This is a genomic window from Actinoplanes xinjiangensis (genome assembly GCF_003148685.1).
Classification (GTDB): Bacteria; Actinomycetota; Actinomycetes; order Mycobacteriales; family Micromonosporaceae; genus Actinoplanes; species Actinoplanes xinjiangensis.
Map to the genome: position 1 here is coordinate 244,932 of NZ_QGGR01000009.1, position 22,969 is coordinate 267,900.

The window sequence follows — 22,969 nt, forward strand, 5'->3', positions numbered from 1 at the left end:
GTCGGGTCGTAGCTCGGGGCGGGTGGTTGCGGTGGGGTTCGGCCTGGCTCGTACCGAATCAGGGGTTTGGTCGTTATAAGCGGAGCAGATCGGGACGGATCGTCTCGATGGAGGCGGTGCGCGGGTGGGTTCGGACGATCTTGCCGAGTTTGTCGACCAGGATCACCGCGGCGGTTCCGTCCGGGGTGCTCAGGTGCAGATGATTACGGAGAGTATCCGTCGGGTCGTGCAGATACGTGACGCTCCTGCCGTCCGACGCCGGGGTCCGGGCGGGCGGGGGCGCGGCCGCGGTGGTGGCGCTGACCGACGCCTGAATCGACGAGATGGCCAGGACCGTGACCTCGGACGGCGCGGCCGCGACCGTGTCGGCGATCAGCCTCGCGCAGTCGCATCCCTCGGTGAGCAGCAGCACGGCGGGCAGGCGGCCGCGGATCGGCACGGCGCCGCCGTCGGTGTTGATCAGATCGAGGGCGGGCAGCGTGTCGCTGTGGGTCTCGGTCATGCCGGAGGTCCGCTGGGTGGCCGGCTGCCGGGGCGGGCCCGGCCAGGCCGAGGCGAAGAGGCTGGCCACGGTGACCAGGACGGCCATCGAGACGATCAGCGCCGGCGTACGCACGAGCAGGCTGCCCGCTCTGCGCAGCCGCCGGATCGCGGACCGGCGCACGAAGCGCTGCCAGCCGGTCAGCGGCGGGCCGGTGTGCAGCTCGGCGCGCACCGCCTCGACCTCGTCGGCCAGCTCCGAGAGGTCGTCGGGGATGACGATGACGCCCCACTCCTCGGGGAAGTCCGGGAGGTCGCCGGGGGGACCACCCCCGGGCGGCCTGCCGCCGTTGTCGCTCGCGCCAGCCATGACTCACCTCCCCCCTGGCCGACCAGATCCTGCTTCGGTCGGGGAACCTTCGTCCAGCGTCCCGCACGGCGGCCCGCATCGCCAGTGCTGCACTGATGCGGACCTTAGCGATAAGCTTGATCTCACAAAGCCATCAGGTCCGGAATTCCCGACTTGGTAGGCGCGGGCTCACCGGCGTGGGCCGTGACAGTAATGTCACTTTACGTTACTTAGGCAGCTTCCGGCTTCGCTGTCAAGCGGTAGAAAGCCCCGTCACAGGGCCTCTGAGCTGCACTAACAGTGACCGTCAGGGCGAGACACGGCCGCCTGAGCGTGTTACCCTAGACACAGCGAAAGGGGTTTCGAACCTATGGTTTTCAGTGTCGGCGAGACCGTTGTTTACCCCCACCACGGGGCCGCACTCATCGAGGCAATCGAGACTAGGGTCATCAAGGGCGTCGAAAGGCAGTATCTCGTTCTGCGTGTCGCCCAGGGCGATCTGACTGTTCGGGTGCCCGCTGAGAACGCCGAAGAAGTCGGCGTGCGCGAAGTGGTCGGCGAGGAAGGCCTCGGCAAGGTCTTCGACGTCCTCCGCGCACCGCACACCGAGGAGCCGACCAACTGGTCGCGGCGCTACAAGGCCAACCTGGAGAAGCTCGCTTCCGGTAACCCGCTCAAGGTCGCGGAAGTTGTTCGTGACCTTTGGCGTCGTGAGCGTGAGCGTGGTCTGTCCGCGGGTGAGAAGCGGATGCTCGCCAAGGCTCGTGACATTCTGGTCGGCGAGGTCGCCCTCGCCGAGAAGAGCACCAAGGATGAGGCCGAGGTCCTGCTCGACAAGGTCCTCACCGAGGCCTGATCCGATCGACGCCATCCCTCTTCACTGTGTCTGACTCACCTGGTGTGTCCGGCGACAACGACGGCGACGTGACCGCGCAGCTCAATGCTCGCGGTGACGTCGCCGTCGTCGTTCCGGCGGCCGGCGCCGGCGTGCGCCTCGGCCCCGGCGCCCCCAAAGCCCTCCGCCTGCTCGACGGCGAACCGCTCCTCGTCCACGCCGTCCGCCGGACAGCCGCCGCCCCCTCGGTCCGCATGATCGTGGTGGCCGCGCCACCGGCCGACGTCGAAGCCGTCCACGCGCTGCTCAGCCCGGTCGCCCCGGTCGTCGTCGTGGCCGGCGGCGCCGAGCGGCAGGACTCCGTCGCCGCGGCACTGGCCGTCGTCCCCGACGACATCGACATCGTCCTGGTCCATGACGCGGCCCGCTGCCTGGCGCCCGCCGACCTCTTCGAGCGGGTCGCCGCCGCGGTGCGTGCGGGGGCCGACGCGGTCATCCCGGCGCTGCCCGTGGTCGACACGATCAAGGAGGTGGCCGCCGACGGCCGGGTGCTCGGCACCGTCGACCGGTCGGTGCTGCGCGCGGTGCAGACCCCGCAGGGCTTCCGGGCCCCGGTGCTGCGGGCGGCCCACGCCGCCGCCGCCGACCTGCACACCGACGACGCCGGCGCGGTCGAGAAACTGGGCCGGCCGGTGATCTGTGTGCCCGGGTCCGACTTCGCGCTGAAGGTCACCCGGCCGCTCGATCTGGCCCTCGCCACCCACCTGCTGACCCTCGAGACCTAGCGCCGTTCGTTCGCCGCTTCCCTTATGCGCGGCGCCTTGGTCGCGTTGTTCTTTGGGCGCGCCGCTGGTGCGCTGCGTCTTGGTCGCGCTGTTCTTTGGGGCGCCGCTGGTGCGCGTCTTGGTCGCGCTGTTTGCCTCTTGTGCGCCGTGCCTTGGTCGCGCTGTTCGCTCGCCGTGCCTTTTATGCGCCGCGCCGTTCGTCGCCGTGGCCTGCCTTCGTCGCCGGCGGCGGACCTCGGCGCGGCCTGGCGATAGGCTCTCGGGGTGATCATTCCGCGCGCCGGGATCGGCACCGACGTCCATGCCTTCGACCCGGAGCGTCCCTGCTGGGTGGCGGGCCTGCACTGGCCCGGCGAACCCGGTCTGGCCGGGCACTCCGATGCCGACGTGGCGGCACACGCCGCCTGTGACGCCCTGCTCTCCGCCGCCGGGCTCGGCGACCTCGGCAGCAACTACGGCACCAGCAGGCCGGAATGGGCCGGCGCGGCCGGCATCACGCTCCTCGCCGAGACCGCGCGCCGCGTACGGGCCGCCGGCTTCATGATCGGCAACGTGTCGATCCAGGTCATCGGCAACCGTCCGAAGATCGGGAAACGCCGCGCCGAGGCCGAGAAGGTCCTCTCCGAGGCGGTCGGGGCGCCGGTCACGGTCGCCGGCACCACCACGGACGGACTGGGGCTCACCGGCCGCGGGGAGGGACTCGCCGGCACCGCCGTGGCGATCGTCTACGCCGGTGGTGAGCGTCACGGGGAGAGGGAGGAGCCGCATCGGGCATGATCACTGCCATGACCGTCGCGCTGCCCGGACCCGCCCGGACGCTGATCGACAATCCCACGTATGCGGTGCTGACCACGATCAACGACGACGGCAGCCCACAATCGACCGTGATCTGGGTCAAGCGCGACGGTGACGACGTCCTCTTCTCCACCACCCGTGACCGGATCAAGACCCGGAACATGGAACGGGACCCGCGTGTGTCGATCTGCGCCTTCGACCCGGCGCAGCCGTACGCGTACATCACCGTCGAGGGGATCGTCGGGCTCACCGACGACAAGGACGACCTGATCGGCCAGCTCAGTTACAAGTACGCCAACGCCCCGTGGACCGCCGACACGCCCGGCACCGCCCGTGTGGTGTGCAGGGTCACCCCGACTCGCGTGATTTCCAGGTAGACGGCCTACAGTCGGCAGGTGCCCGCCCCCTTGGAGCCCGACACCACCCCGGAGGAGTACCGCCAGCGTGCCCTCCTCCTCGCCGACCTCGGCCGCTACGACGAAGCGGCCGACGAGATCGCTGCCGGCCTGACCGCCGAGCCCTTGGAGGTCAACCTCCTGGCGACGCTCGCCCGCATCCACCTCATCGCCGAGCAGCCCACCGAGGCCCTGGCCGCCGCCGACCGGGCGGTCACCGCCGACCCGAAGGCCCTGCCCGCCCTCGTGGTCCGGGCCATGGCGCTCGTCGACATCCGCCGATACGCCGAGGCCGCCCGGATCGCCGGCGAGATCCTGCGGGACTGGCCCGAAGATCCGTATGCGCAGCGCACCGGGGCCGCCCTGCTCAGCGAGTCCCGGAACGGCCAGGAGGCACTCAACGCCGCCTGGAACGGCGTCCGGGTCGCGCCGACCGAGGCCGAGGCGCACCTGGTGCTGGCCGTGGTCGCCGCCCGGCTGCGGCTGTTCGACCTGGCGCAGAGGGCGTACGGCGAGGCTCTCGATCTCGACTCGACGATCGGCGACGCCGGCCGTGAGACCGGCATCGTCCGCTTCGAGCGGCGCCGATGGGCCAGGGCCATCGAGGATCTCGCCGAGGAGGCGTCACTCAGCGGTCCGCAGGCGCCGCCGATCCCGCCGTCGCCGGAGACGCCCGCCGCACCGAAGTCTGACGGGTCCGTCCCGCCGTCACCGGCCCCGCAGTCACCGGAGGCCCCGCGGTCACCGGACGCCCCGTCTTCACCGGAAGGCCCGTCGTCACCGAAAGCTCAGCCGTCACCGGCCGCACCGCCGCCGCCCTCGGTGAGCCTGCCCAGCCGGCCGGTTCTCGACATCTCCGAGGAATCGGCCGCGGCGGTTCGGGAGACCGTCGGCTATGGCGCCGGGGGTGTCGTCGTCGCCGCCGTCCTGACTTCCGCGATGACCCTCATCAGCGCCGGCATCTCCCGGGTGTGGGCCGGCCTGATCGGGGTGCTCGTCTTCGGTGCTGTCGTCTTCTGGTTCCGCAGTCGTCTACCCGAACCGGCGGGCGTCGTCCTGCGTCGTCTGCGGGGCAGCGACCGGAAACTCGCCGTGGCGGTCTACCTCGCCTTCGCCGCGCCGTTGTTCCTGCTGGCGTACGCGGTGGTCGGCGGCCCGGTGCCGTTGGTCGCCGGAATGCTCACCGCGGCGGTGGCCGAAGTTTTGATGCTGATCCGCCGCCGTCCCTGATCCGCCACTGCCACTGCCACCGCCACTGCCACCGGCACTGCCACCGGCTCCGGCTCCAGCGCCGCCACCGGCATTGCGTCCGGCACTGCGTCGGGCTCCGACTCCGGCCCTGCCTCCGGCTCCGGCTCCGGAGGCGTCTCGGGTCGGATGGTCGGCGTCGCGTTGCCCGATCGGGCTGGGAAGTGACATAACGGACTTGGTTGTCCGTATCTCGCGCCGTCTATTAGGTTCGGATTCGTGTCAACGATGGTGCCTCCGCTCTACGCCGGGCTGGTCGATGACGCTTCCCTGCTCCCACCCAGCCCGATCGGCCTCGCCGACGCCGTCGCCAAACACCACGAACACGGCACCGCCTGGTACAGCGGCCTGGTCGGATCCCTGCTCGTGCCCGCCTCGACGGTCGGCATCGAGCAGATTCCCCGGCTCACCGCGGGGCTGATCGGCGACGTGCCGGCCGCGGCGCTGCCGGCCACCGTCGAGAAACTCCGCGCGTCCGGTGTCGTGGTCGAGCACATCGAGGCCGCCGTGGCCCGCCGCGGTGAGGACCCGCAACCCGGCGTCGCCACCCTGTGCAGGTTCGCCGAGACCCAGAACGGCCTGCCGCTGTACGCCGAGATCCCGCTCAGCTGGGGCCTGCTCTCCGCGTTGGACACGGTCGCCGAAGCCCGGGCCGGTGGCCTGTCGATCGCGCCGAAGTTCCGGGTCGGCGGGCTGGCCGCGGAACTGTTCCCCACCCCGGTCGAGCTGGCGGCCGTGATCTGCGCCTGCCGAGACCGGCAGCTGCCGTTCAAACTCGCCGCCGGCCTGCGGCACGCCACCCGGCACACCGACCCGGAGACCGGTTTCACCCACCACGGGTTCCTCAACGTGCTGGTCGCCACCCTGATCGCCGCCGACGGGGGCGAGGTCGCGGAGGTTGCGGAAGCCCTCGCGGCCACCCACCCGGTCCCGCTGGTCGAGCCGGCCCGCAGCCACCGCGACGGGCCCCGCCCGCTCTTCGTCGGTTTCGGTGCCGCTAACGTCGTCGAGCCCTTGACGGAGCTGGTCCGCCTCGGCCTGATCAGCGGCGGTTACGAGTGACGGCCGGGTGATCAGTCGGTTTCCGTGTCCGTAGGTACGCCGGCCTGCTCCTCCTCCGTCCGTATGCCGGCCTGCTTCTCCTCCGTCCGGAGATGTTGCTCGACGCCGTCCGTCATCCGGGTGAACTCGGCGACCAGGTCGACGTCGTAGCGGCCGGCCAGCACGAGCACCGACCACAGGCAGTCGGCCAGCTCATGGCCGAGCCGGGCCTCGGCGTCCGGGATGATCCGGCGCCCGTCGACCGCCATGACCAGTTTCGCGAGATCACCGACATCGCCGACGAAACCCAGCGCCAGATCGCCGGTGCTCCAGATCCGACGACCGGCCGCGGTGCGCTGCCGGTCGTAGAGCTCGGCGATCTCCAGCGCGCGGGCCTGTAGATCATTCAGGTTCATCAGCGGAATGCTAGAGAGCCTTCGCAGTCAGGGCCGGGTGTCATGCGGTGTCCGTGCCGGTCCAGGAACCGTGAGACCTCGCGGTCCTCGAACAGCTTCGCCCGAGCCCGACTTACCGCGAGCCGGCATCGCCGCCGACCGGTCTCCGCATGACTGCCGGGCACGCCGCCGACGTCGCCGGCGATCGATGGCCTGCACCCGCCGGTCCGCAGCACCCGCCGGTCCGCAGCACCCGTCGGCCCGCAGCACCCGCCGTTCAGCGGCACCCGTCGGTTCGCGGTGCCCGTCTGTTCGCAGCCGTCGCTGATCCGCGGTGCCCGCCGGTTCGCGGTGCCCGCCGGTTCGCAGTGCCCGCCGGTTAGCGGTGCCCGTCGGTTCGCAGTGCCCGCCGGTTCGCAGCGCCTGCGGGTTGTCCACAGCGCCCGCCGGTCTGCAGCGCCCGCCGGCCTACCCTGGCCGTCACGTTTGCGGTTTCCGGCCGGGATGATCGACGCGCCACCTGGCGCCGACAGCAGCGCCGGCGACGTCGATCAGCGCACACTATCGCCCAACGTGGGCTCTCGCCTCGTCCATGGGACGTATAGGCGCACACGATCCGTCGATTGCGTGCGCTCACCGAGGTCATGGCAATGACAGGAACCCACACAAGCGTTACGTGTGCCCCCATCGTCGCTCGCAGAACATCGCGCCCCAGGCGGTGCGGCCGACAGGTGCGTTCGCAGATCACTGCCCCAGGCGGTGGTGGGGGCGGTGCGGCTCGCAGTCCAGTGCCCGCGGCGTCAGGGTCCGGGTGGTGCGGTTCGTAGTTCAGTGCCTGCGGCCTCGGGGTCGGGGTGGTGCGGTTCGTAGTTCAGTGCCTCCGACGTCAGGATCGGAGCGGTGCGGCTTGTAGTCCAGTGCCTGCGGCATCGGCGTCGGAGCGGTGTCGCTCGCAGCTGCGCCGGTCGGTATCGCCGCCGTCGGCGCCGGACCGGCCACTCTGCGAGCAATAGCAGCCGCATATGTGCAGCTCACAGCTGTTCGTGACTCGACTTCACACGCGGAAACGAGGCCGGGACTGCGCAAGCTCTCCAGCGGCTCACGGCCGGCCCGCGGCCGGGCACGTTGCCTGGCCCGTGGGGGACGTGGGTTGCCCGCAGGTGAGCCGACTGGACTCGACCTGGAATACTCTCGGCCGTGAACCGGGTGCTGCTGCGAATCATGGCGGCCGCGCTTCTGTTGGTGGTGAGCGGCCTGATCGGCTGGCGTGTGCTGGCTCCCGCGGAGCTGTCGGCGAGCGCCAGGACGCCGACCCCTCCCACCCCGTCGACCGAACTGCTCGGCGTGACCAGCCGTCTGAACGTGGCGCCGTTGATCGTCGACGGGACCGTCCGCGTCTACGCGGCGAAACACCAGGTGCGGGCGGACGGGCCGGTCACGGCGCGCGCCGTGTACACCGCGCGGTGGTCGTTCCGCCGGTGGCCGGAGCAGCTCAGTGCGGTCGTGGCGAGCGGCACGACGGTCGTCACCCGGTGGTCGGACGGGAAGTTGGTGGCGATCGACGCGCGTACCGGCAAGGAGATCTGGCGGGCCGACGGGCCGGACGCGCCCGGCTATGCCGGACACCGGACCGGGGCCGCGGCCGTCTGGGACCCGCCCGGTCTGCGGACCGCCACCGGCACCGTCCTGGTCACCGAAGGGCAGACCCTTTCCGGGTACGCCGTGAGCACCGGCCAGTCGCTCTGGACGGCCACCGTCCCGGCCGGGTGCGTGGAGGGCTTCACCACCAGCGGTAACGCCTACCTCTGTGCGACCGGTGTCTACGACACGACGTCGGGGGCAGCGCTCACCGGCTGGCCGGCCGGCCCCTACAGCCCGGTCGGCTGCGGGACCTCCGGGTGTGAGGCGTTCCGAGACGGAGCCGGACAGGGGTGGCTCGTCACCACCGCGGAGCCTCGCCGGGCTCCCGCACTCGACGACCCGCTCGCCACGATCGTGGCCGGGGTCGTCATCACCGCCACGCACGCCGGTGCCCTCCTTCCGTCGTCGCCCGCCTCGCCGGCTGTCACACCCGGCCCCGGGTCGCCGGCCGTGGATCCCTCTCCCTCGACCTCCGCTCCGGTGGAGCCTCCTCCCTCGGCCGGGGCCTCGACCTCGTCCTCCACTCCGGCTGCCGGAACGGCACCCTCCAGCCTCGCTCCGGCCGGCCCCCTGCCGTCGGCGCCCGCCGGGACCTCACCCTCCTCCTATTTCGAGGCGGTCGTCGGACGGTCTGTGGACGGAGCGGCCTTGTGGACAACGCCGGGGCCGGTACGGGTGCTGGGTGGAGACTCGGAGACGGTGCTGCTGCTGACGCCGGGCAACCGGCTGAAGGGGGTGGACGCCCGGACCGGGCGGGAGAAGTACTCGTATCGGCTGCTCTTCGTGCCGGACAAGGAGGACACCCTGAAATGGAAGCCGGGTCTCTTCCACGTGACCGACGGGTTCCTCGCGATCGAACGCCTCAATCGGGATGCGCCGGACGATCCGGAGTCCCCGATCTACTACCTCACCCTCGACACGGTGCTGCTCGTCGCGCTTCCCGACTGAGGGCCACCCGGGCGGCGAGGGTCGGTCAGGCGAGGTGCGGGATCAGGGCTGACCAGGCCTCTTCGGCCGCGCCGGCGATGGGACCCTCGTCATCGGGCAGGGTAGCCGGGCGGATCGGGGGCGGAGACTCTCGATGGATCAGCATGAGGCCGTCGCGGTAGGCGGTGTCGATGGCTTCGGGGGCCGCGGCCAAGAGGTCGACGCCCAGGCCACCGAGCGTCACCAGGTCGGGATCCAAAGCGTTGACCAGGCCGGCGATGCCTCGGCCGAGCGCGATGCCCACGGCACGGACCGCCTCTACGGCGGCGTCCGGATCGACGTCCGGGCCGCTCTCACCCGCGCTGTAAGGGCTGACGGGCCCGGCCGGATCACCCGAGAGCCCCACGGGTCCGCCCGAGTGCCCCGCTGGACCGTCCGAGTGCCTGGCCGGATTGCCCGAGAGCCCCGCTAAACCGTCCGAGTGCCCGGCCAGACCACCGGAGAGCCCGGCCGGATTGCCCAAGAGCCCCGGGGAACCACCCGAGGGCCCGGCCGGAGCGCCTGAGAGCCCGGCCCGATCGTCCGGGAGCGCGGCCGGGTCGGTTGAGCTGCCGGTGGGGGTGGGCGGGGGGAGGCCGGCCAGTTCCTGGCGGGAGCGCTGGGACCTCAGGGCCCGGGTCGCGGTGCTGATCACGCGGCGGGCGTAGGTGACCGGGTCGCGGGGCCGGGGATCGCCCAGGAGGCGGGCCAGTGCGGTGCCGTCGACGGAGCTTCCCCAGCAGCCGTGGGCTCCGCAACCGCAGCGGACGGTGGGGTCGCCGAACGGCATGTGGCCGAACTCGCCGGCGGCGCCGTGGGCGCCGATCACCGGGTGACCGTCGTCGATGACGGCCCCGCCCAGGCCGGCTTCGATGCGCAGGTGCAGTGCCACGGCTGCTCCGGTGGCGGCGCCGCGGCGGTGTTCGGCGGTGGCGGCGAGGGTGGCGTCGTTGCCGGCGACGAGCAGGCCGGCTTCGGGCCACAGCTCGTTCAGGTCGATGCCGTGCCAGTCGGAGTTGAACGCGTCCAGGCGCAGGTCACGGGAGACGGGACCGGGGACGGAGATGCCGATGGCGTGCAGGCGGCCACCGTACCGGGAGAGGAAGTTCATGATCGCGACGGTGACCGCCGCGCGGACCTCGGCCCAGGGGGCGCCGCCGTGCCGCTCCGAGAGGGAGGCGAGGGTGGCGCCGCCGAGGGCCACGACGTCGAGCCGCCACGCCTCGTGGGTGATCGCCAGGGCGAGGACGAGGGGGCCGTCGGGGTGCGGCAGCAGGACCGTGGTGGGGCGGCCGCGGGTGCCGCTGGGAGCCGCGGGTGCCTGGGTGAGGAGTGCGGCGCGGCTGAGCCGGGTGACGAGTTCGGTGGCCGCTCCGGTGCCGATGCCGAGGAGGCGGGCCGCGTCGGCGCGGGTCACGCCCGGATGCCGGTGCACCATGCGGAGCAGTGCGGTGGAGCGGGTCGTCACATCGGTTCTCCCTGTTTAAGCTCTGCCTTAGAGTTTATTGTGCGAGGGGTGAGACTCAATCGCCCGGCGCTCGTCGTCCTCGGCACCTCCACCTTCTGCTACGTCACCGCCGAGACCCTGCCCGTCGGTCTCCTCCCGCAGATCTCGGCCGGCCTCGACGTCACCGAGGCGCAGGTAGGCCTGCTGCTCACCAGTTATGCGGTGGTCGCCGCGGTCAGCACGATCCCGCTCACCGCGCTCACCATGCGGCTGCCGCGGCACAGTCTGCTCGCCGCCACGGTAGCCGTCTTCGTCGTCTCCCAGGCGGCCGCGGCACTCGCGCCCACCTTCCTCGTCCTCGTCCTGTCCCGGCTCGTCTGCGCGCTCGCGCACGGGGTGTTCTGGTCGGTGATCGGGCCGATCACCGCCCGGCTCGCGCCGCCCGGTCAGGTGGGCCGGGCCACCTCACTGGTCTTCATCGGGAACTCGCTGGCCATCGTGCTCGGCGTGCCGCTCGGCACCGCTCTCGGGCAGTGGCTGGGCTGGCGGCTGTCGATCGGGCTGATGGCGGTCGCCGGGGCGGTCTGCCTGGTCGCCCTGCTCCTGCTGCTGCCACCGATGCAACCGCTGCCGCGGGACCGGGAGGCGGCACTCGGTAACCGGCTGCGGGACGCGGTGCTCATCCTGCGCAACGGCCGGGTCACCGGGCTCTGTGTGATCACCGTGGTGCTGGTGGTGGGGCACTTCGCGGCGTACACCTACATCGCGCCGCTGGTCCGCCGGGACGCCGGACTGGACGGGGCGGCACTCAGCGCACTGCTGCTGGGGTACGGCGCGGTCGGGCTGATCGGCAACTTCGTGGTGGGCCGGTTCGTCGACCGGCGGCCGGGGCCGTTCGTGATCGGGCTGACCGCCGCCGCGGCCGGCTCGATGGTGCTGCTCGCCCCGGTGCTCGGGCCGGCCGCGACGATCGCCGCGGTACTCGTCTGGGGCGGCGCGTTCAACGCGATCCCGGTGTTCCTGGGGTCGGCGGCGCTGCGGGTCGCACCGGCCGCACGGGACGCGGCGTCGGCGGTGTACGTGGTCGCGTTCCAGATCGGGATCGGCAGTGGTGCGTTTGTCGGGGAGCGGTTCGTCAGCGCCGGGCGACTCGGAACCCTGCCCGTGCTCGGCGCCGGGTTCGTGCTGCTGGCGTGTGTGCTGGTGGCGTGCTGGCGGGGCGTCTTCCCGGCCCGGATCAGCTCCGAGGAGCATCACCGGACCGAGGCCGCGGCCCTGCACTGAGCCGGTCAGCTCAGTGCGGCCTCGGCGGTCGCCAGGAAGAGGTCGTTCTCCTCGGGGGTGCCGATGGTGACGCGGACGCCCTCCGGGTGGAAACCGCGCACGATGACGCCACGGCTCTCGCAGGCCCCGGTGAACCCGGCGGTCCGGTCGCCGAGCGGCAGCCAGACGAAGTTGGCCTGACTGTCCGGCACGTCGAGGGAGAGCTTGCGCAGTGCCTCGGTGACCCGGGCCCGCTCCGACACGACCAAGGCGCAGCGACGGCGTACCTCCTCCTCCTGATCGAGGGCGGCGAGCGCCGCGGCCTGGGCGACCAGGCTGGTGGAGAAGGGGGTGACGACCTTGCGGACGGCGGCGGCGACCTCCGGCGGGGCGACCAGATAGCCCATCCGCAGGCCGGCCAGACCCCACGCCTTGCTCATGGTGCGCAGCACCACGACGTTCGGCCGGTCGCCGTAGGTGTCGAGGCCGTCCGGCACGTCCGGGTCGGTGACGAACTCCCGGTACGCCTCGTCGAGCACCACCAGCACGTCGGAGGGCACGTCGGCGAGGAAGCGGTCCAGCTCGGCCCGGCGCAGGAACGTGCCGGTCGGGTTGTTCGGGTTGCAGACGAAGACGATACGGGTGCGGTCGGTGATGGCGGCGGCGATGGCGGCCAGGTCGTGCCCGTGCGCCGCGGTGTTCGGCACGCGGATGCTGGTGGCACCCGCCCCGGCGGCGATGATCGGGTACGCCTCGAACGACCGCCACGAGTAGACGACCTCGTCACCGGGCAGGCAGGTGGCCTTGACCAGGATCTCGGCCAGCGCCACCGACCCGCAGCCGGTGACCACCCGGGCCGGGTCGACGCCGAGCCAGGTGCCGATGCGGTCGCGGAGCTCGACGACGCCCATGTCCGGGTACCGGTGGACGGTCCGGACGGCCTCGGTGACCGCCTCCACCACGCCGGGCAGCGGACCGTACGGCACCTCGTTGCTGGCCAGCTTCACCGCCTCGGCGATGCCCAGCTCACGGGCCAGGTCGGCGACGCTGCGGCCGGGCACGTAGGCGGGTAACGCGTCCAGGTCGGCGCGGGTGAGGCGGGTCATCGGGATCCTCCGGGTTTGATGGTCGGTGGTACGCCGCCCGCGGGCACGTCCACGACGACGGTGGCCGCCGCCTTGTCGTGCCACGCCTGGCGCAGGCGGGGGTCGAAGACGGGCGACAGCGCATACAGGAACTGGATGACCACGCCGACGCCGCACGACCAGAAGAGGGTCCACATGCCGAGTCGCGCCCACCGGGTGAACGCCCGCGCGAAGCCGAGCTGCCCGGTCTTCTCCACCGGGACGACCTTGATCCCCATGATCCGCTTGCCGAGGGTCTGCCCGCTGTTGCTGATCGCCGGCGCCTCGTAGGCCAGCCAGAGCAGTGTGGCGATGATGACGATCGCCACGGTCAGCGTCTGCATCCGCGGAGTGCCCTGCTGAGCCATGGGCACGCTGGAGCCGGCCGCCGTCTGATCCATGATGTTGCGGAAGATCGGCATGAAGTCCTGGAGGTACAGGTACACGAAATAGCCGTTCACCACGGCGTTGAGCAGCAGCACGGCGACGATGTCGATGAGTCGCGCGGTGAGCCGCTTGCCGAGCCCGGCCAGGGCCATGCCGTGCGGCCGGGCCTCCGGCATCGGGAACGGATACGGGTACGGATAGGCGCCCATCGGCGGCGCCCCGGCCATCGGCTGCCAGCCGGGCGGCGGCTGCCAGCCGGGCGGCGGCTGCGTTCCGAGTGGCGGCTGCCAGCCGGGCGGCGGTTGCGTTCCGGGCGGCGGCGGCTGCCAGCCGGGCGGCGGTTGTGCTCCGGGCGGCGGCTGCCATCCCGGCGGGGGCTGCATGCCGGGCGGGGGCTGCCATCCCGGCGGCGGCGGGGGCTGCGGCGCCCAGCCGGGCGGAGGCGGGGGTGGCGGCTGCATCCAGCCGGGCGGGGGCTGCGCGCCGGGCGGGGGCTGCATGCCGGGCGGGGCGGCCTGAGGGGTGACCGGTGACACGGACGGCTCGACGACGGGTTCCGGCTCGGCCGCGGGTGGGCCGTCCGGCGGCACGGCGTCCGCCGGGATGGCCTTGCCCAGCCAGCCCTCACCGTCCCAATAGCGCTGGGTACTGGTGTCGGCCGGGTCCTTGTACCAACCCGCGGGAACGGAACTCATGCGCAAACCTTTACCACGACAGCCTGACACTTCCCTGCGCAGTGGTCGTCCACCGCGAGGGCCTGATCACAGTGTCACAGGTCGCCTGACAGTGACGCAGCCCATGGCCATGAGCAACCCTTCCGATCATCGATGGTCAAGGTGCGCAATCGGTGCGGTAGGTTCCGGATGTGGGTGAGCAGACTGTCCAGCTCGATGCGCTCGACGCGCGCCTGATCACGATGCTCGCGGCCGAGCCGAGGATCGGTGTGCTCGAACTCTCCCGGCGGCTCGCGGTGGCGCGCGGCACGGTGCAGGCGCGGCTGGACAAGCTGATCGCGCGGGGCGCGATCAAGGGCTTCGGGCCCGAGGTGGCACCCGATGCGATCGGGTTCGGCGTGATGAGCTTCGTGACGCTGGAGATCAGCCAGAGGTACGGGCACGACGCCGTCGCCGGGCACCTGGCGGAGATCCCCGAGGTCCTGGAGGCGCACACGATCACCGGCAGCGGGGACATCCTGTGCCGGATCGTGGCCCGCTCGAACGCCGACCTGCAGCGGGTGATCGATCAGATCGTCGGCTACGAGGGGATCGTCCGGGCGCATACGATCATCGCGCTCGCGGAGCTGATCCCGTACCGGACCGTGCCGCTGGTCCGGTCGGCAAGTCACGCATAGTGTGACGACACGGACTTTCCGCGCTCGACCCTTCCGGGATCGAAGGTCATTACCCTGCCCGCATGGCCTCGGGAGGCGGTTCCTGGAAGGGACTCTGGGTGGTCACCGTCGCCGCGGTGGCCCTCACCGTGCTGGCCGCCACCCACACCTGGAACCCGTTTCCGCAGCTCTGGGCTTGGATCACCACGAGCGGGCCGGTCGCACCGGGCACCCGTTGGCAGCAGTCCCTCGGCGGCACCCCGCAGAGCGTGGCCATCGCCGGTGACGCGGTGATCGTCGAATACCGGACGTCGGTCGAGGCGTACGGCCTGACCGCGGCCGTGAAACTGTGGGCCTCCGACGCCGACTGGGCCGCGGTCGCCGGCAAGGGCGCCGGCGCGGTCGTCGTCACCGGGCGCCTGCTGACCAAGGGCTACCAGGTACTCGACCCGTCCACCGGCGCGGTGCGGCGCTCCGACACCGCGGCGTCGGCGGTCTGGACATACCAGGACGCGATCGTGGACCTGAGCTGCAGCGGGGGTAATGACTGCCGGCTCACCGCCTGGGACCCGCGGGCCGGCACCCAGCTGTGGAGCGTGGGCACCGGCGGCATCGGCTTCGTCCTGGACGCCGCCAACCCGGACCTGCCGGACACCCGGCGGCTGGTGTCCGGAGCCGTGGACGACGACGTCGCCGGGCCGCCGGTGCTGCCCGGCCTGCTCGGGCTGCCGCACGACGGCGAGGTCCGGGTGATCGACACGGCCACCGGGCGGCTGGTGCAGACCGTGCGCCCGGCCCGGGACCAGCGGGTGGCGGTCGTCGGCGGGCGGGTGCTCACGGTCACCGGCACGGCCCGGGACGGCACCTGCTACTACGCCGTGGTGGGCGGGAGCCCGGCCGGCGAGGTCGTGTGGCAGCGCGACGGCCTGAACCTGCGGACCGCCGACAACGGCTCGGCCTGCGAGCAGGACCAGGACCCGGCGGGCGGCTACAACGTGGTGCTCGGCGTCGACCCGTACGGCCGTGAGGTCCTGATCAACGGCTACGACGGGCGCAATCTCTGGTACGGCGACAAGGAGTCCACGGTCCTCGCCGTCAACGACTCGTACGCGGTGATCCGCAAGGACGCCACGATCCGGGGGTTCTCGTTCACCCGGGACCGCAACGTGTGGCGGCAGGACGACCGTCCGGACGCGGGTGCGGCGCTCACCCCGTACGCCGCGATCGTGGCCTCGAAAGGGCGGGTGACGGCACTCAGCCTCAGCAGCGGGACGGTTCGTGCCGATGTGCGTACCGATGCGAAGGTTTTCGCCGTCGGCCCGGACGGCATGGTCCTGGTCGCCGGACGTGACATGGCGTACCTGCCGTTCGCCTGAAAAGCGGACCGCCGGGGATGGGTTCGCGTCGCGCCGCCCCGCTGGCCTAATCTTTCGGTTCATGAGCTCCAGCGCCGATTTCAGGTACTCGCCGCTCCTGCCGACCGGAGCGGACCTCACCGAGTACCGCCTGGTCACGGACGAGGGTGTCGATGTCGTCGAGGGCCCGGGCGGGCGACGGTTCCTGACCGTCGAGCCGGCCGCGCTCACGCAGCTCACCGCGGAGGCGATGCACGACATCGCGCACTACCTGCGGCCCGCCCACCTGGCCCAGCTGCGCGCCATCATCGACGACCCGAAAGCGTCGGCGAACGACCGCTTCGTCGCGCTGGACCTGCTGCGCAACGCGAACATCGCGGCCGGTGGTGTGCTGCCGATGTGCCAGGACACCGGCACCGCGATCGTGATGGGCAAACGCGGGCGGCACGTGCTCACCGACGGCACCGACGAGGCGGCCGTCGCGCTCGGCGTCTACCAGGCGTACACCCGGCTCAACCTGCGGTATTCGCAGCTCGCGCCGATCACCATGTGGGACGAGAAGAACACCGGGACCAACCTGCCGGCCCAGATCGAGCTGTATGCCGAGGACCCGGGCGGTCACCCCGACGCGTACAAGTTCCTCTTCATGGCCAAGGGCGGCGGCTCGGCGAACAAGTCGTACCTCTACCAGGAGACGAAGGCGCTGCTCAACCCCCAGCGCATGATGCAGTTCCTGGACGAGAAGCTGCGCCTGATCGGCACGTCCGCGTGTCCGCCGTACCACCTCGCGGTGGTCGTCGGCGGCACCAGTGCCGAGCACGCGCTGAAGACCGCGAAACTGGCCTCGGCGAAGTATCTCGACAACCTGCCCACGTCCGGCACCATGCTGGCGCACGGCTTCCGGGACCTGGAGCTGGAGGCCGCGGTGCTGGAGCTGACCCGCGACTTCGGGATCGGCGCCCAGTTCGGCGGGCGGTATTTCTGCCACGACGTCCGGGTGATCCGCCTGCCCCGGCACGGCGCGTCCTGCCCGGTCGCGATCGCGGTGTCCTGCTCGGCCGACCGGCAGGCGGTTGCGAAGATCACCCCGTCGGGGGTCTGGCTGGAGCGGCTGGAGACCGACCCGGCCCGCTACCTGCCCGACGTCGACCTCGGTGCCGAGCCGGTCGTCCAGATCGACCTCAACCGGCCGATGGCCGAGATCCGCGAGGAACTCAGCAAGTACCCGGTGAAGACCCGGCTGTCGCTGACCGGCCCGCTCGTGGTCGCCCGGGACATCGCGCACGCCAAGATCGCCGAGCGGCTCGACGCCGGCCAGCCGATGCCGCAGTACCTGCGTGACCACGCGGTCTACTACGCCGGCCCGGCCAAGACCCCCGAGGGGTACGCGTCCGGCTCCTTCGGCCCGACCACGGCCGGCCGGATGGACTCCTACGTCGAGAAGTTCCAGGCGGCCGGCGGGTCGATGGTCATGCTCGCCAAGGGCAACCGGTCCCAGCAGGTCACCGACGCCTGCCAGACGTACGGCGGCTTCTACCTCGGCTCGATCGGCGGCCCGGCCGCCCGGCTGGCTCAGGACTGCATCCGCCACGTCGAGGTGCTGGAGTTCCCCGAACTCGGCATGGAGGCGGTCTGGAAGATCGAGGTCGAGGACTTCCCCGCCTTCATCGTCGTCGACGACAAGGGCAACGACTTCTTCGCCGAGGTCACCAAGCCGAAGCCGGTCCTGAACATCGGCCGCCGCTGACGCCGGGGAAGCCGACGCTCAAGAAGCCCTGAGCGTCAGGACCCCCTGAGCGTCAGGAAACCCTGACGCTCAGGGACGCACGCTCAGGGAGGCCGACGTTCAGGAAGCCGACGGGACCGCCGAGACGGGCGGATCCGACGGCACCCCGGACGACGACGCCGACGGTGACGCGGCGGCCCGGCTGACGGCGCAGTAGCCCACGACCGGGCTGATCCACTCGGTGAACTGCTCCTGCGACGACCGGTCCAGGTCCTTGGTGGTCTTGATGTCCTGGATGAAGTCGAGGTCCTTGGCGCTCGTCTCGATCCGCTGCGCCGAGGCCGTCGCCATCGCCTTGAGCTCCGGGTCCTGGGCGTTCGCGGTCTCCTTGCGGATCTGCGTGCCGAGGGCCTTCAGTTCGGTGGCGGCCTGCTTCTCCGCCTTGGTCGCGTTGGCGGTGTCCTTCGCCTCCTTGTAGGCGATCATCCTGCCCAGCGCCACGCCGAAATCGCCGAACTCGGTGTTGAACGCCTTGTCCAGGCGGTCACAGACCTTGACGTTGTCGGCGGTGAAATCGGGGGCCGCGGACGACGCGGCGGGTTCCGGGGCCGAGGCCGCGGCGGGGGTGGTGACGGCCGGCGCCGCGGTGTCCTCGTTCTTCGCGTCGTCGCCGCAGGCGGCGCTGGTAACCAGCACACCGCCCGCGATCACGGCCAGGATGGCGCGTCGCATCGGAGATTCCTCTTCGTCGGGGTCATCCAAACTCAGCCGACGGTACGTAACTAAGCCAGCGACGTCCAACTCTGTGTGATCGCTGAAGTACGAACAGCCCGCTCGCGGCGTACCGCGAGCGGGCTGTACCTCCCCCGTTGAAGCCGGGCCGTCTCGCCACGCACTGGGGGCGCTCCTGGAAGCATCGGCGGCGAGACGGCGCTGGGGAGAAGGGTGCCGTAGGCCGCTATCGATTCTCTGTCGATCCGCTCTCGTAGATCTCGGTAGGCTTCGATCGCGAGCGCACAGGACGGGGATGGCTACTTTGCGCTACCACATTTTAGGAACACTCTCAGTGACGAGAGATGAACGTCCGGTAGCCGTGACGGCCGGGCGTGACCGTGTCGTGCTGGCGATGATGCTTCTGAACCCGGGGCGCATCGTGAGCCTGGGCGAGCTGACCGAGGCGATCTGGGGCGCCGATCCACCGGCCACCGCGCGGGGTCAGGTGCAGACCTGCGTGTCCCGGCTGCGGCGCAGTCTCCCGGTCGACGCGATCATGACCGATCCGGCGGGGTACGGGATCCGGGTCGAACCCGGCGAACTCGACTCGCAGCGGTTCCTCGCCCTGGTCGACACGGCCCGGTCGGCGTCCGGGGCCGAGGTCGCGCGGGCGGCGTACCGGGAGGCCCTCGACCTGTGGCGGGGCCCGGCGTGCGCGGAGATCGACGCGTCGGCGGTCCGGCAGGCGGCGGCGATGCTCGACGAGCGGCGGGCGGTCGCCCACGAGGACGCGATGGACCTGGAGCTGGCCGCCGGCCGGGCCCGGGAACTCCTCGGCGAACTGGCCGCCCTGGTGGACCGGTTCCCACTGCGGGAGCGGCTGCGCGGCCAGCTGATGCTGGCGCTGTTCCAGTCCGGGCGGCGGGCCGACGCGCTGGCCGAGTTCCGGCGGGCCCGTGACGTGCTGCGCGACGAGCTGGGCATCGAACCCGGCCGGGAGCTTCAGGACCTGCACCGCGACATCCTGGCCGATGCGGCGCCCGAGGTCCTGGTGGCGGCACCGGCGATGCCGGCCAACGGGGCGATCCGATGCCTTCCCCGTACGATCAGCGACTTCACCGGCCGTACCGAGCAGGTCGACCGGCTGATCGCCGGGATCGGGACGGCCGAGCCGGCGGGACCGGTGGTCGCCGTCCTCGACGGGATGGCCGGCAGCGGCAAGACCACCCTGGCCCTGCACGTCGCCACCCTGATCGGCGACCGCTTCCCGGACGGGCACCTCTTCGTCGACCTCAAGGGACACAGCGAGCAGGCCCCGGTCGACCCGGCGGCCGCACTGCTCGTGCTGCTCCGGCAGCTAGGGCACAGCGCCGAGGAGATCCCGCCGGACCCGGTCGAACGGGTCGGCTTCTGGCGTACCCAGGTGGCCGGCCGGCGCCTGCTGATCGTCCTGGACAACGCGGCCACCAGCGCCCAGATCGCCGATCTGCTGCCGACCACCCCGGGCAGTCTGGCCCTGGTCACCGGCCGCCGCCGGCTCGCCGGACTGGACGGCATCCAGCTGGAGTCACTGCCGGTGCTGGCGCACGACGAGGCGATGGCGCTGCTGGAACGGATCGTCGGGGAGCGGGTCCGCGCCGACCCGGAGGCGGCCGCCGAGGTGGTCCGGCGCTGCGGCGCCCTGCCGCTGGCGGTCCGGCTGGCCGGCGCCCGGCTCGCCCACCGGCCCCGCTGGCGGGTGTCCGACCTGCTGCGCCGGCTCGGTGAGTCGGCACTGCCCGAGCTGGCCGCCGAGGACCGGACCGTGGCCGGCGCGTTCACCCTCACCTACCGGCAGCTCCCGGCACCGTTGCAGCGGGTGTTCCGGCTGCTCGGGGTCCACCCGGGCGTCACCGTCGACGACCTCGCGGTGGCCGCCCTGGCCGGGCTGTCGCTGGACGAGGCCCGGGACGCGCTCGACGAGCTGGTCGACGTGCACCTGCTGGAGGAACCGGAGCGGGGCGTCTACCGGATGCACGACCTGATCCGCGAGTACGCCGGGATGCTCGCCGCCGACCTGCCCGGACCGGACCGGCACGCGGCTCTGACCGGTGTGCTCGACCTGGAACTGCATGCCCTGATCGCGGCGGTCGCGTCCAGTCACCACGACGTCCTGAACCGGGATCTCGGCTGGCCACGGCCCGCCCGGCCGGACCTGCCGGCGGCGCTCGACGACCCGTACGCCCGGCTGGAGCGGGTGCGGCCCGGCCTGGCCGCCTTCGTCGACGCCGCCGCGGCCGCCGGGCATTTCGGCTACGCGTGGCGGATCCCGCGGGCCGCCTGGCAGCCGCTCTTCTTCCGCGGCTACATGGACGACATCCGTGACCTGCACCAGCGGGCCATGGAGGGGGTCGGGTCGTCCGGTGACAAGGCGGCCATCGCCACCATCGCCAACTACCTGGCCTCGGCCTACTCGCGCGGCGGTGAGCACGGCCCGGCCGAGGAGTACCTGCTGCTGGCCATCCGGCTGCGCCGGGAACTGGGCGAGGCCGGTGCGATCGCCACCAGCTACGGCAACCTGGGCACGATCTACCAGTCGCAGGGGCGGTTCGCCGAGGCCATCGAGGCGATCCGCACGTCCCGCCGGATCGTGGCCCGCCGGCGGATGCAGACCTCGTCGGCCGGGCCGCTCGGCACGCTGGCCGAGGTGCTGGGCCGGCTCGGCCGGTACGACGAGGCGCTGCACTACGCGCGGCTGCGGCTGTTCGCGGTGATCGAGCACGAGGAGGACGGGCCGCTCGCCCTGGCGATGCTGCTGCTCCAGCGCCTCAAGTACGCCTGCGGCCTGATCGGCGTGGACACCGCGCACCGGTACGTCGACGTGGCGCGGCGGCTCGCCGTCCGCAGCGGTTCGCGGTCGATCATGGCCGATCTGCACAACGACCGGGCCCGGCTGTTCCGCGACACCGGCCGGTACGCCGACGCGTGCGCCGAGCACCGCCGGGCCCTGGACATCGCGGTACGGATGCGGGACACCCGGCACGAGTCCGAGTTCAGCCACGACCTGGCCACCACGCTGCACCGGGCGGGGGACGTCCCGGGCGCCCGGGCGATGTACGAACGGTCCCTCCGGCTGGCCACGGCGGGGCAGATGGCGTACTCGATCGCCCGTGCCCAGGCCGGACTTGCCGCCTGCCTGGACCCGGGCGATCCGGAGGCGGCGAACCTCCGGGCGAGGGCCGCCGGATTGTTCCGGCAGATCGGTATCGACTGCGATCCGGCGGAGGTCGAGAGAGGATGGTCCGGTGACGACTGACGAGAGTGGTTTTCGGATCGAACGCGACACGATGGGCGAGGTGCGGGTGCCGTCCGCCGCGTTGTGGCGGGCGCAGACGCAGCGGGCGGTGGAGAACTTCCCGATCTCCGGGCGCGGCTTGGAGCCGTCCCACATCCGGGCGCTGGCCCGGATCAAGGGGGCCGCCGCCCGGGCGAACGCGAACCTCGGCGTGCTGGAGAAGGATCTCGCCGAGTCGATCGCGACGGCCGCCGCACACGTGGCCGACGGCGGCTACGACGACCAGTTCCCGGTCGACGTCTTCCAGACCGGCTCCGGCACCTCGTCGAACATGAACGCCAACGAGGTCATCGCCACCCTGGCCAGCCGTGACCTGGGCCGCCCGGTACACCCGAACGACCACGTCAACGCCTCGCAGTCGTCGAACGACGTCTTCCCGTCCTCGATCCACCTGGCCGCCACCGAGGCGGTCAGCGCCGACCTGATCCCGGCGCTCGGCCACCTCGCGGTGGCGCTGAGCGCCAAGGCCGAGGAGTTCAAGAACACCGTCAAGAGCGGCCGCACGCACCTCATGGACGCCACGCCGGTCACCCTCGGGCAGGAATTCTCCGGGTACGCCCGGCAGGTCACCAACGGCGTCGAACGGCTCCGCGACACCCTGCCCCGGCTCGGTGAGCTGCCGTTGGGCGGCACCGCGGTCGGCACCGGCGTGAACACACCGCCCGGATTCGCGCCGGCGGTGATCCGTCTGCTGGCCGAGGAGACCGGCCTGCCACTGACCGAGGCCCGTGACCACTTCGAGGCGCAGGGTGCCCGCGACGCGCTGGTCGAGGCGTCCGGCCAGCTCCGGGTGATCGCCGCCGGCCTCTACAAGATCGCCAACGACATCCGCTGGATGGGCTCGGGCCCGCGGGCCGGCCTGCGGGAGCTGCGCCTGCCCGACCTCCAGCCCGGCTCGTCGATCATGCCGGGCAAGGTGAACCCGGTGGTGCCGGAGGCGGTCCGCCAGGTCGCCGCCCAGGTCATCGGCAACGACGCGACGGTCGCCTTCGCCGGCACCCAGGGCGACTTCGAGCTCAACGTGATGCTGCCGGTGATGGCCCGCAACGTGCTCGAGTCGATCCGGCTGCTGGCCGCGGTGGCCCGCCTGTTCGCCGACCGCTGCATCGACGGCCTCGAGGCGGACGAGGAGGTCACCCGCGGATACGCCGAGGGATCGCCGTCGATCGTCACCCCGCTCAACCGCTTCCTCGGCTACGACGAGGCGGCCGCGATCGCCAAGCAGGCGCTGGCCTCCGGCCGGTCGATCCGCGAGGTGGTCGTCGAGCGCGGGCATGTGAGCAACGGCACGCTGACCGAGGAGCAGCTGGACGAGGCGCTCGACGTCCTCCGGATGACGCGTCCCTGAACGGGGGCCGG

General features: G+C 71.8%; 19 protein-coding genes. 13 read left to right on the forward strand and 6 right to left on the reverse strand.

Going from position 1 to position 22,969, the window contains the following annotated elements; genetic code table 11:
• Nucleotides 1–73: 73 nt before the first annotated feature.
• A complete protein-coding gene (locus BC793_RS21845; protein ID WP_109595059.1) occupies nt 74–850 on the reverse strand; it encodes a hypothetical protein in 777 nt (258 codons plus the stop codon).
• 349 nt (nt 851–1,199) lie between these two features.
• On the opposite strand from BC793_RS21845, the gene BC793_RS21850 reads away from it, so the two are divergent.
• The 6 genes from BC793_RS21850 (at nt 1,200) to BC793_RS21890 (ending at nt 5,949) form a co-directional block, all read left to right on the forward strand.
• Nucleotides 1,200–1,685 carry a CarD family transcriptional regulator gene (locus tag BC793_RS21850; RefSeq protein ID WP_014447856.1) on the forward strand — a complete coding sequence of 162 codons (486 nt, stop codon included), beginning with the start codon at nt 1,200–1,202 and terminating at the stop codon, nt 1,683–1,685.
• A gap of 68 nt (nt 1,686–1,753) precedes the next feature.
• Nucleotides 1,754–2,449, forward strand: a complete 696-nt coding sequence (ispD, locus tag BC793_RS21855) for a 2-C-methyl-D-erythritol 4-phosphate cytidylyltransferase (RefSeq protein WP_109595285.1) — start codon at nt 1,754–1,756, stop codon at nt 2,447–2,449.
• 264 nt (nt 2,450–2,713) lie between these two features.
• Complete coding sequence (gene ispF, locus BC793_RS21860; protein ID WP_109595061.1) at nt 2,714–3,226, forward strand: 2-C-methyl-D-erythritol 2,4-cyclodiphosphate synthase; 513 nt, start codon at nt 2,714–2,716, stop codon at nt 3,224–3,226.
• On the forward strand, nt 3,223–3,621 hold the full coding sequence (locus BC793_RS21865) for a PPOX class F420-dependent oxidoreductase (protein ID WP_109595063.1): 399 nt from the start codon (nt 3,223–3,225) through the stop codon (nt 3,619–3,621). The genes ispF and BC793_RS21865 overlap by 4 nt, the downstream gene beginning before the upstream one ends.
• Nucleotides 3,622–3,639: 18 nt before the next feature.
• Nucleotides 3,640–4,869, forward strand: coding sequence for a tetratricopeptide repeat protein (locus BC793_RS48920; protein ID WP_146246384.1), 1,230 nt, complete (start codon nt 3,640–3,642; stop codon nt 4,867–4,869).
• Between the two features lie 237 nt (nt 4,870–5,106).
• Entirely contained in the window at nt 5,107–5,949 is an 843-nt protein-coding gene (locus BC793_RS21890; protein WP_203896326.1) for a hypothetical protein, read from the forward strand.
• Nucleotides 5,950–5,960: 11 nt separating this feature from the next.
• Here BC793_RS21890 and BC793_RS21895 read toward each other — a convergent pair whose 3' ends face one another.
• Nucleotides 5,961–6,344 (reverse strand): nucleoside triphosphate pyrophosphohydrolase family protein, encoded by a 384-nt coding sequence (locus BC793_RS21895; protein WP_109595065.1) that lies wholly within the window; start codon nt 6,342–6,344, stop codon nt 5,961–5,963.
• A 1,176-nt stretch (nt 6,345–7,520) separates the two neighbouring features.
• Here BC793_RS21895 and BC793_RS51480 point away from each other — a divergent pair.
• Nucleotides 7,521–8,912, forward strand: a complete 1,392-nt coding sequence (locus BC793_RS51480; RefSeq protein ID WP_239170218.1) for an outer membrane protein assembly factor BamB family protein — start codon at nt 7,521–7,523, stop codon at nt 8,910–8,912.
• A gap of 25 nt (nt 8,913–8,937) precedes the next feature.
• Here the strand turns inward: BC793_RS51480 and BC793_RS51485 are convergent, their stop codons facing one another.
• On the reverse strand, nt 8,938–10,398 hold the full coding sequence (locus tag BC793_RS51485) for an ROK family transcriptional regulator (protein WP_239170217.1): 1,461 nt from the start codon (nt 10,396–10,398) through the stop codon (nt 8,938–8,940).
• A gap of 48 nt (nt 10,399–10,446) precedes the next feature.
• Between BC793_RS51485 and BC793_RS21915 the strand changes: the two genes are divergently transcribed.
• Nucleotides 10,447–11,661 (forward strand): MFS transporter, encoded by a 1,215-nt coding sequence (locus BC793_RS21915; protein WP_239170216.1) that lies wholly within the window; start codon nt 10,447–10,449, stop codon nt 11,659–11,661.
• 5 nt (nt 11,662–11,666) lie between these two features.
• Here BC793_RS21915 and hisC read toward each other — a convergent pair whose 3' ends face one another.
• Both hisC and BC793_RS21925 read right to left on the reverse strand, forming a co-directional pair.
• Nucleotides 11,667–12,746, reverse strand: a complete 1,080-nt coding sequence (hisC, locus tag BC793_RS21920; protein ID WP_109595067.1) for a histidinol-phosphate transaminase — start codon at nt 12,744–12,746, stop codon at nt 11,667–11,669.
• A complete protein-coding gene (locus BC793_RS21925) occupies nt 12,743–13,846 on the reverse strand; it encodes an RDD family protein (RefSeq protein ID WP_109595069.1) in 1,104 nt (367 codons plus the stop codon). The genes hisC and BC793_RS21925 overlap by 4 nt, the downstream gene beginning before the upstream one ends.
• A 170-nt stretch (nt 13,847–14,016) precedes the next feature.
• On the opposite strand from BC793_RS21925, the gene BC793_RS21930 reads away from it, so the two are divergent.
• From BC793_RS21930 to BC793_RS21940, 3 genes are all read left to right on the forward strand, one after another.
• Nucleotides 14,017–14,502: an Lrp/AsnC family transcriptional regulator gene (locus BC793_RS21930; protein ID WP_109595071.1), complete on the forward strand. Its 486-nt coding sequence runs from the start codon at nt 14,017–14,019 to the stop codon at nt 14,500–14,502.
• Between the two features lie 62 nt (nt 14,503–14,564).
• Nucleotides 14,565–15,857 carry a hypothetical protein gene (locus BC793_RS21935; protein ID WP_109595073.1) on the forward strand — a complete coding sequence of 431 codons (1,293 nt, stop codon included), beginning with the start codon at nt 14,565–14,567 and terminating at the stop codon, nt 15,855–15,857.
• Nucleotides 15,858–15,918: 61 nt separating this feature from the next.
• The gene (locus BC793_RS21940; RefSeq protein WP_109595075.1) at nt 15,919–17,583 is read left to right on the forward strand and encodes a fumarate hydratase; all 1,665 of its coding nucleotides are present in this window, start codon (nt 15,919–15,921) and stop codon (nt 17,581–17,583) included.
• A 99-nt stretch (nt 17,584–17,682) separates the two neighbouring features.
• Here the strand turns inward: BC793_RS21940 and BC793_RS21945 are convergent, their stop codons facing one another.
• The gene (locus BC793_RS21945) at nt 17,683–18,294 is read right to left on the reverse strand and encodes a hypothetical protein (protein WP_203896325.1); all 612 of its coding nucleotides are present in this window, start codon (nt 18,292–18,294) and stop codon (nt 17,683–17,685) included.
• Nucleotides 18,295–18,589: 295 nt separating this feature from the next.
• Between BC793_RS21945 and BC793_RS21950 the strand changes: the two genes are divergently transcribed.
• Both BC793_RS21950 and BC793_RS21955 read left to right on the forward strand, forming a co-directional pair.
• Entirely contained in the window at nt 18,590–21,571 is a 2,982-nt protein-coding gene (locus BC793_RS21950; RefSeq protein ID WP_109595077.1) for an AfsR/SARP family transcriptional regulator, read from the forward strand.
• Nucleotides 21,572–21,602: 31 nt separating this feature from the next.
• Complete coding sequence (locus tag BC793_RS21955) at nt 21,603–22,958, forward strand: class II fumarate hydratase (protein ID WP_373871245.1); 1,356 nt, start codon at nt 21,603–21,605, stop codon at nt 22,956–22,958.
• Nucleotides 22,959–22,969: the final 11 nt, after the last annotated feature.

Excerpts from the sequence above, each read along its gene's own strand:
- BC793_RS21940 (WP_109595075.1), top strand. The coding sequence starts at position 15,919 with ATGAGCTCCAGCGCCGATTTCAGGTACTCGCCGCTCCTGCCGACCGGA.
- BC793_RS21950 (WP_109595077.1), top strand. The coding sequence starts at position 18,590 with ATGGCTACTTTGCGCTACCACATTTTAGGAACACTCTCAGTGACGAGA.
- BC793_RS21865 (WP_109595063.1), top strand. The coding sequence starts at position 3,223 with ATGATCACTGCCATGACCGTCGCGCTGCCCGGACCCGCCCGGACGCTG.
- hisC (WP_109595067.1), bottom strand. The coding sequence starts at position 12,746 with ATGACCCGCCTCACCCGCGCCGACCTGGACGCGTTACCCGCCTACGTG.
- BC793_RS21925 (WP_109595069.1), bottom strand. The coding sequence starts at position 13,846 with ATGAGTTCCGTTCCCGCGGGTTGGTACAAGGACCCGGCCGACACCAGT.
- BC793_RS21895 (WP_109595065.1), bottom strand. The coding sequence starts at position 6,344 with ATGAACCTGAATGATCTACAGGCCCGCGCGCTGGAGATCGCCGAGCTC.
- BC793_RS21935 (WP_109595073.1), top strand. The coding sequence starts at position 14,565 with ATGGCCTCGGGAGGCGGTTCCTGGAAGGGACTCTGGGTGGTCACCGTC.
- BC793_RS21955 (WP_373871245.1), top strand. The coding sequence starts at position 21,603 with ATGGGCGAGGTGCGGGTGCCGTCCGCCGCGTTGTGGCGGGCGCAGACG.
- BC793_RS21850 (WP_014447856.1), top strand. The coding sequence starts at position 1,200 with ATGGTTTTCAGTGTCGGCGAGACCGTTGTTTACCCCCACCACGGGGCC.
- BC793_RS21845 (WP_109595059.1), bottom strand. The coding sequence starts at position 850 with ATGGCTGGCGCGAGCGACAACGGCGGCAGGCCGCCCGGGGGTGGTCCC.
- BC793_RS21945 (WP_203896325.1), bottom strand. The coding sequence starts at position 18,294 with ATGCGACGCGCCATCCTGGCCGTGATCGCGGGCGGTGTGCTGGTTACC.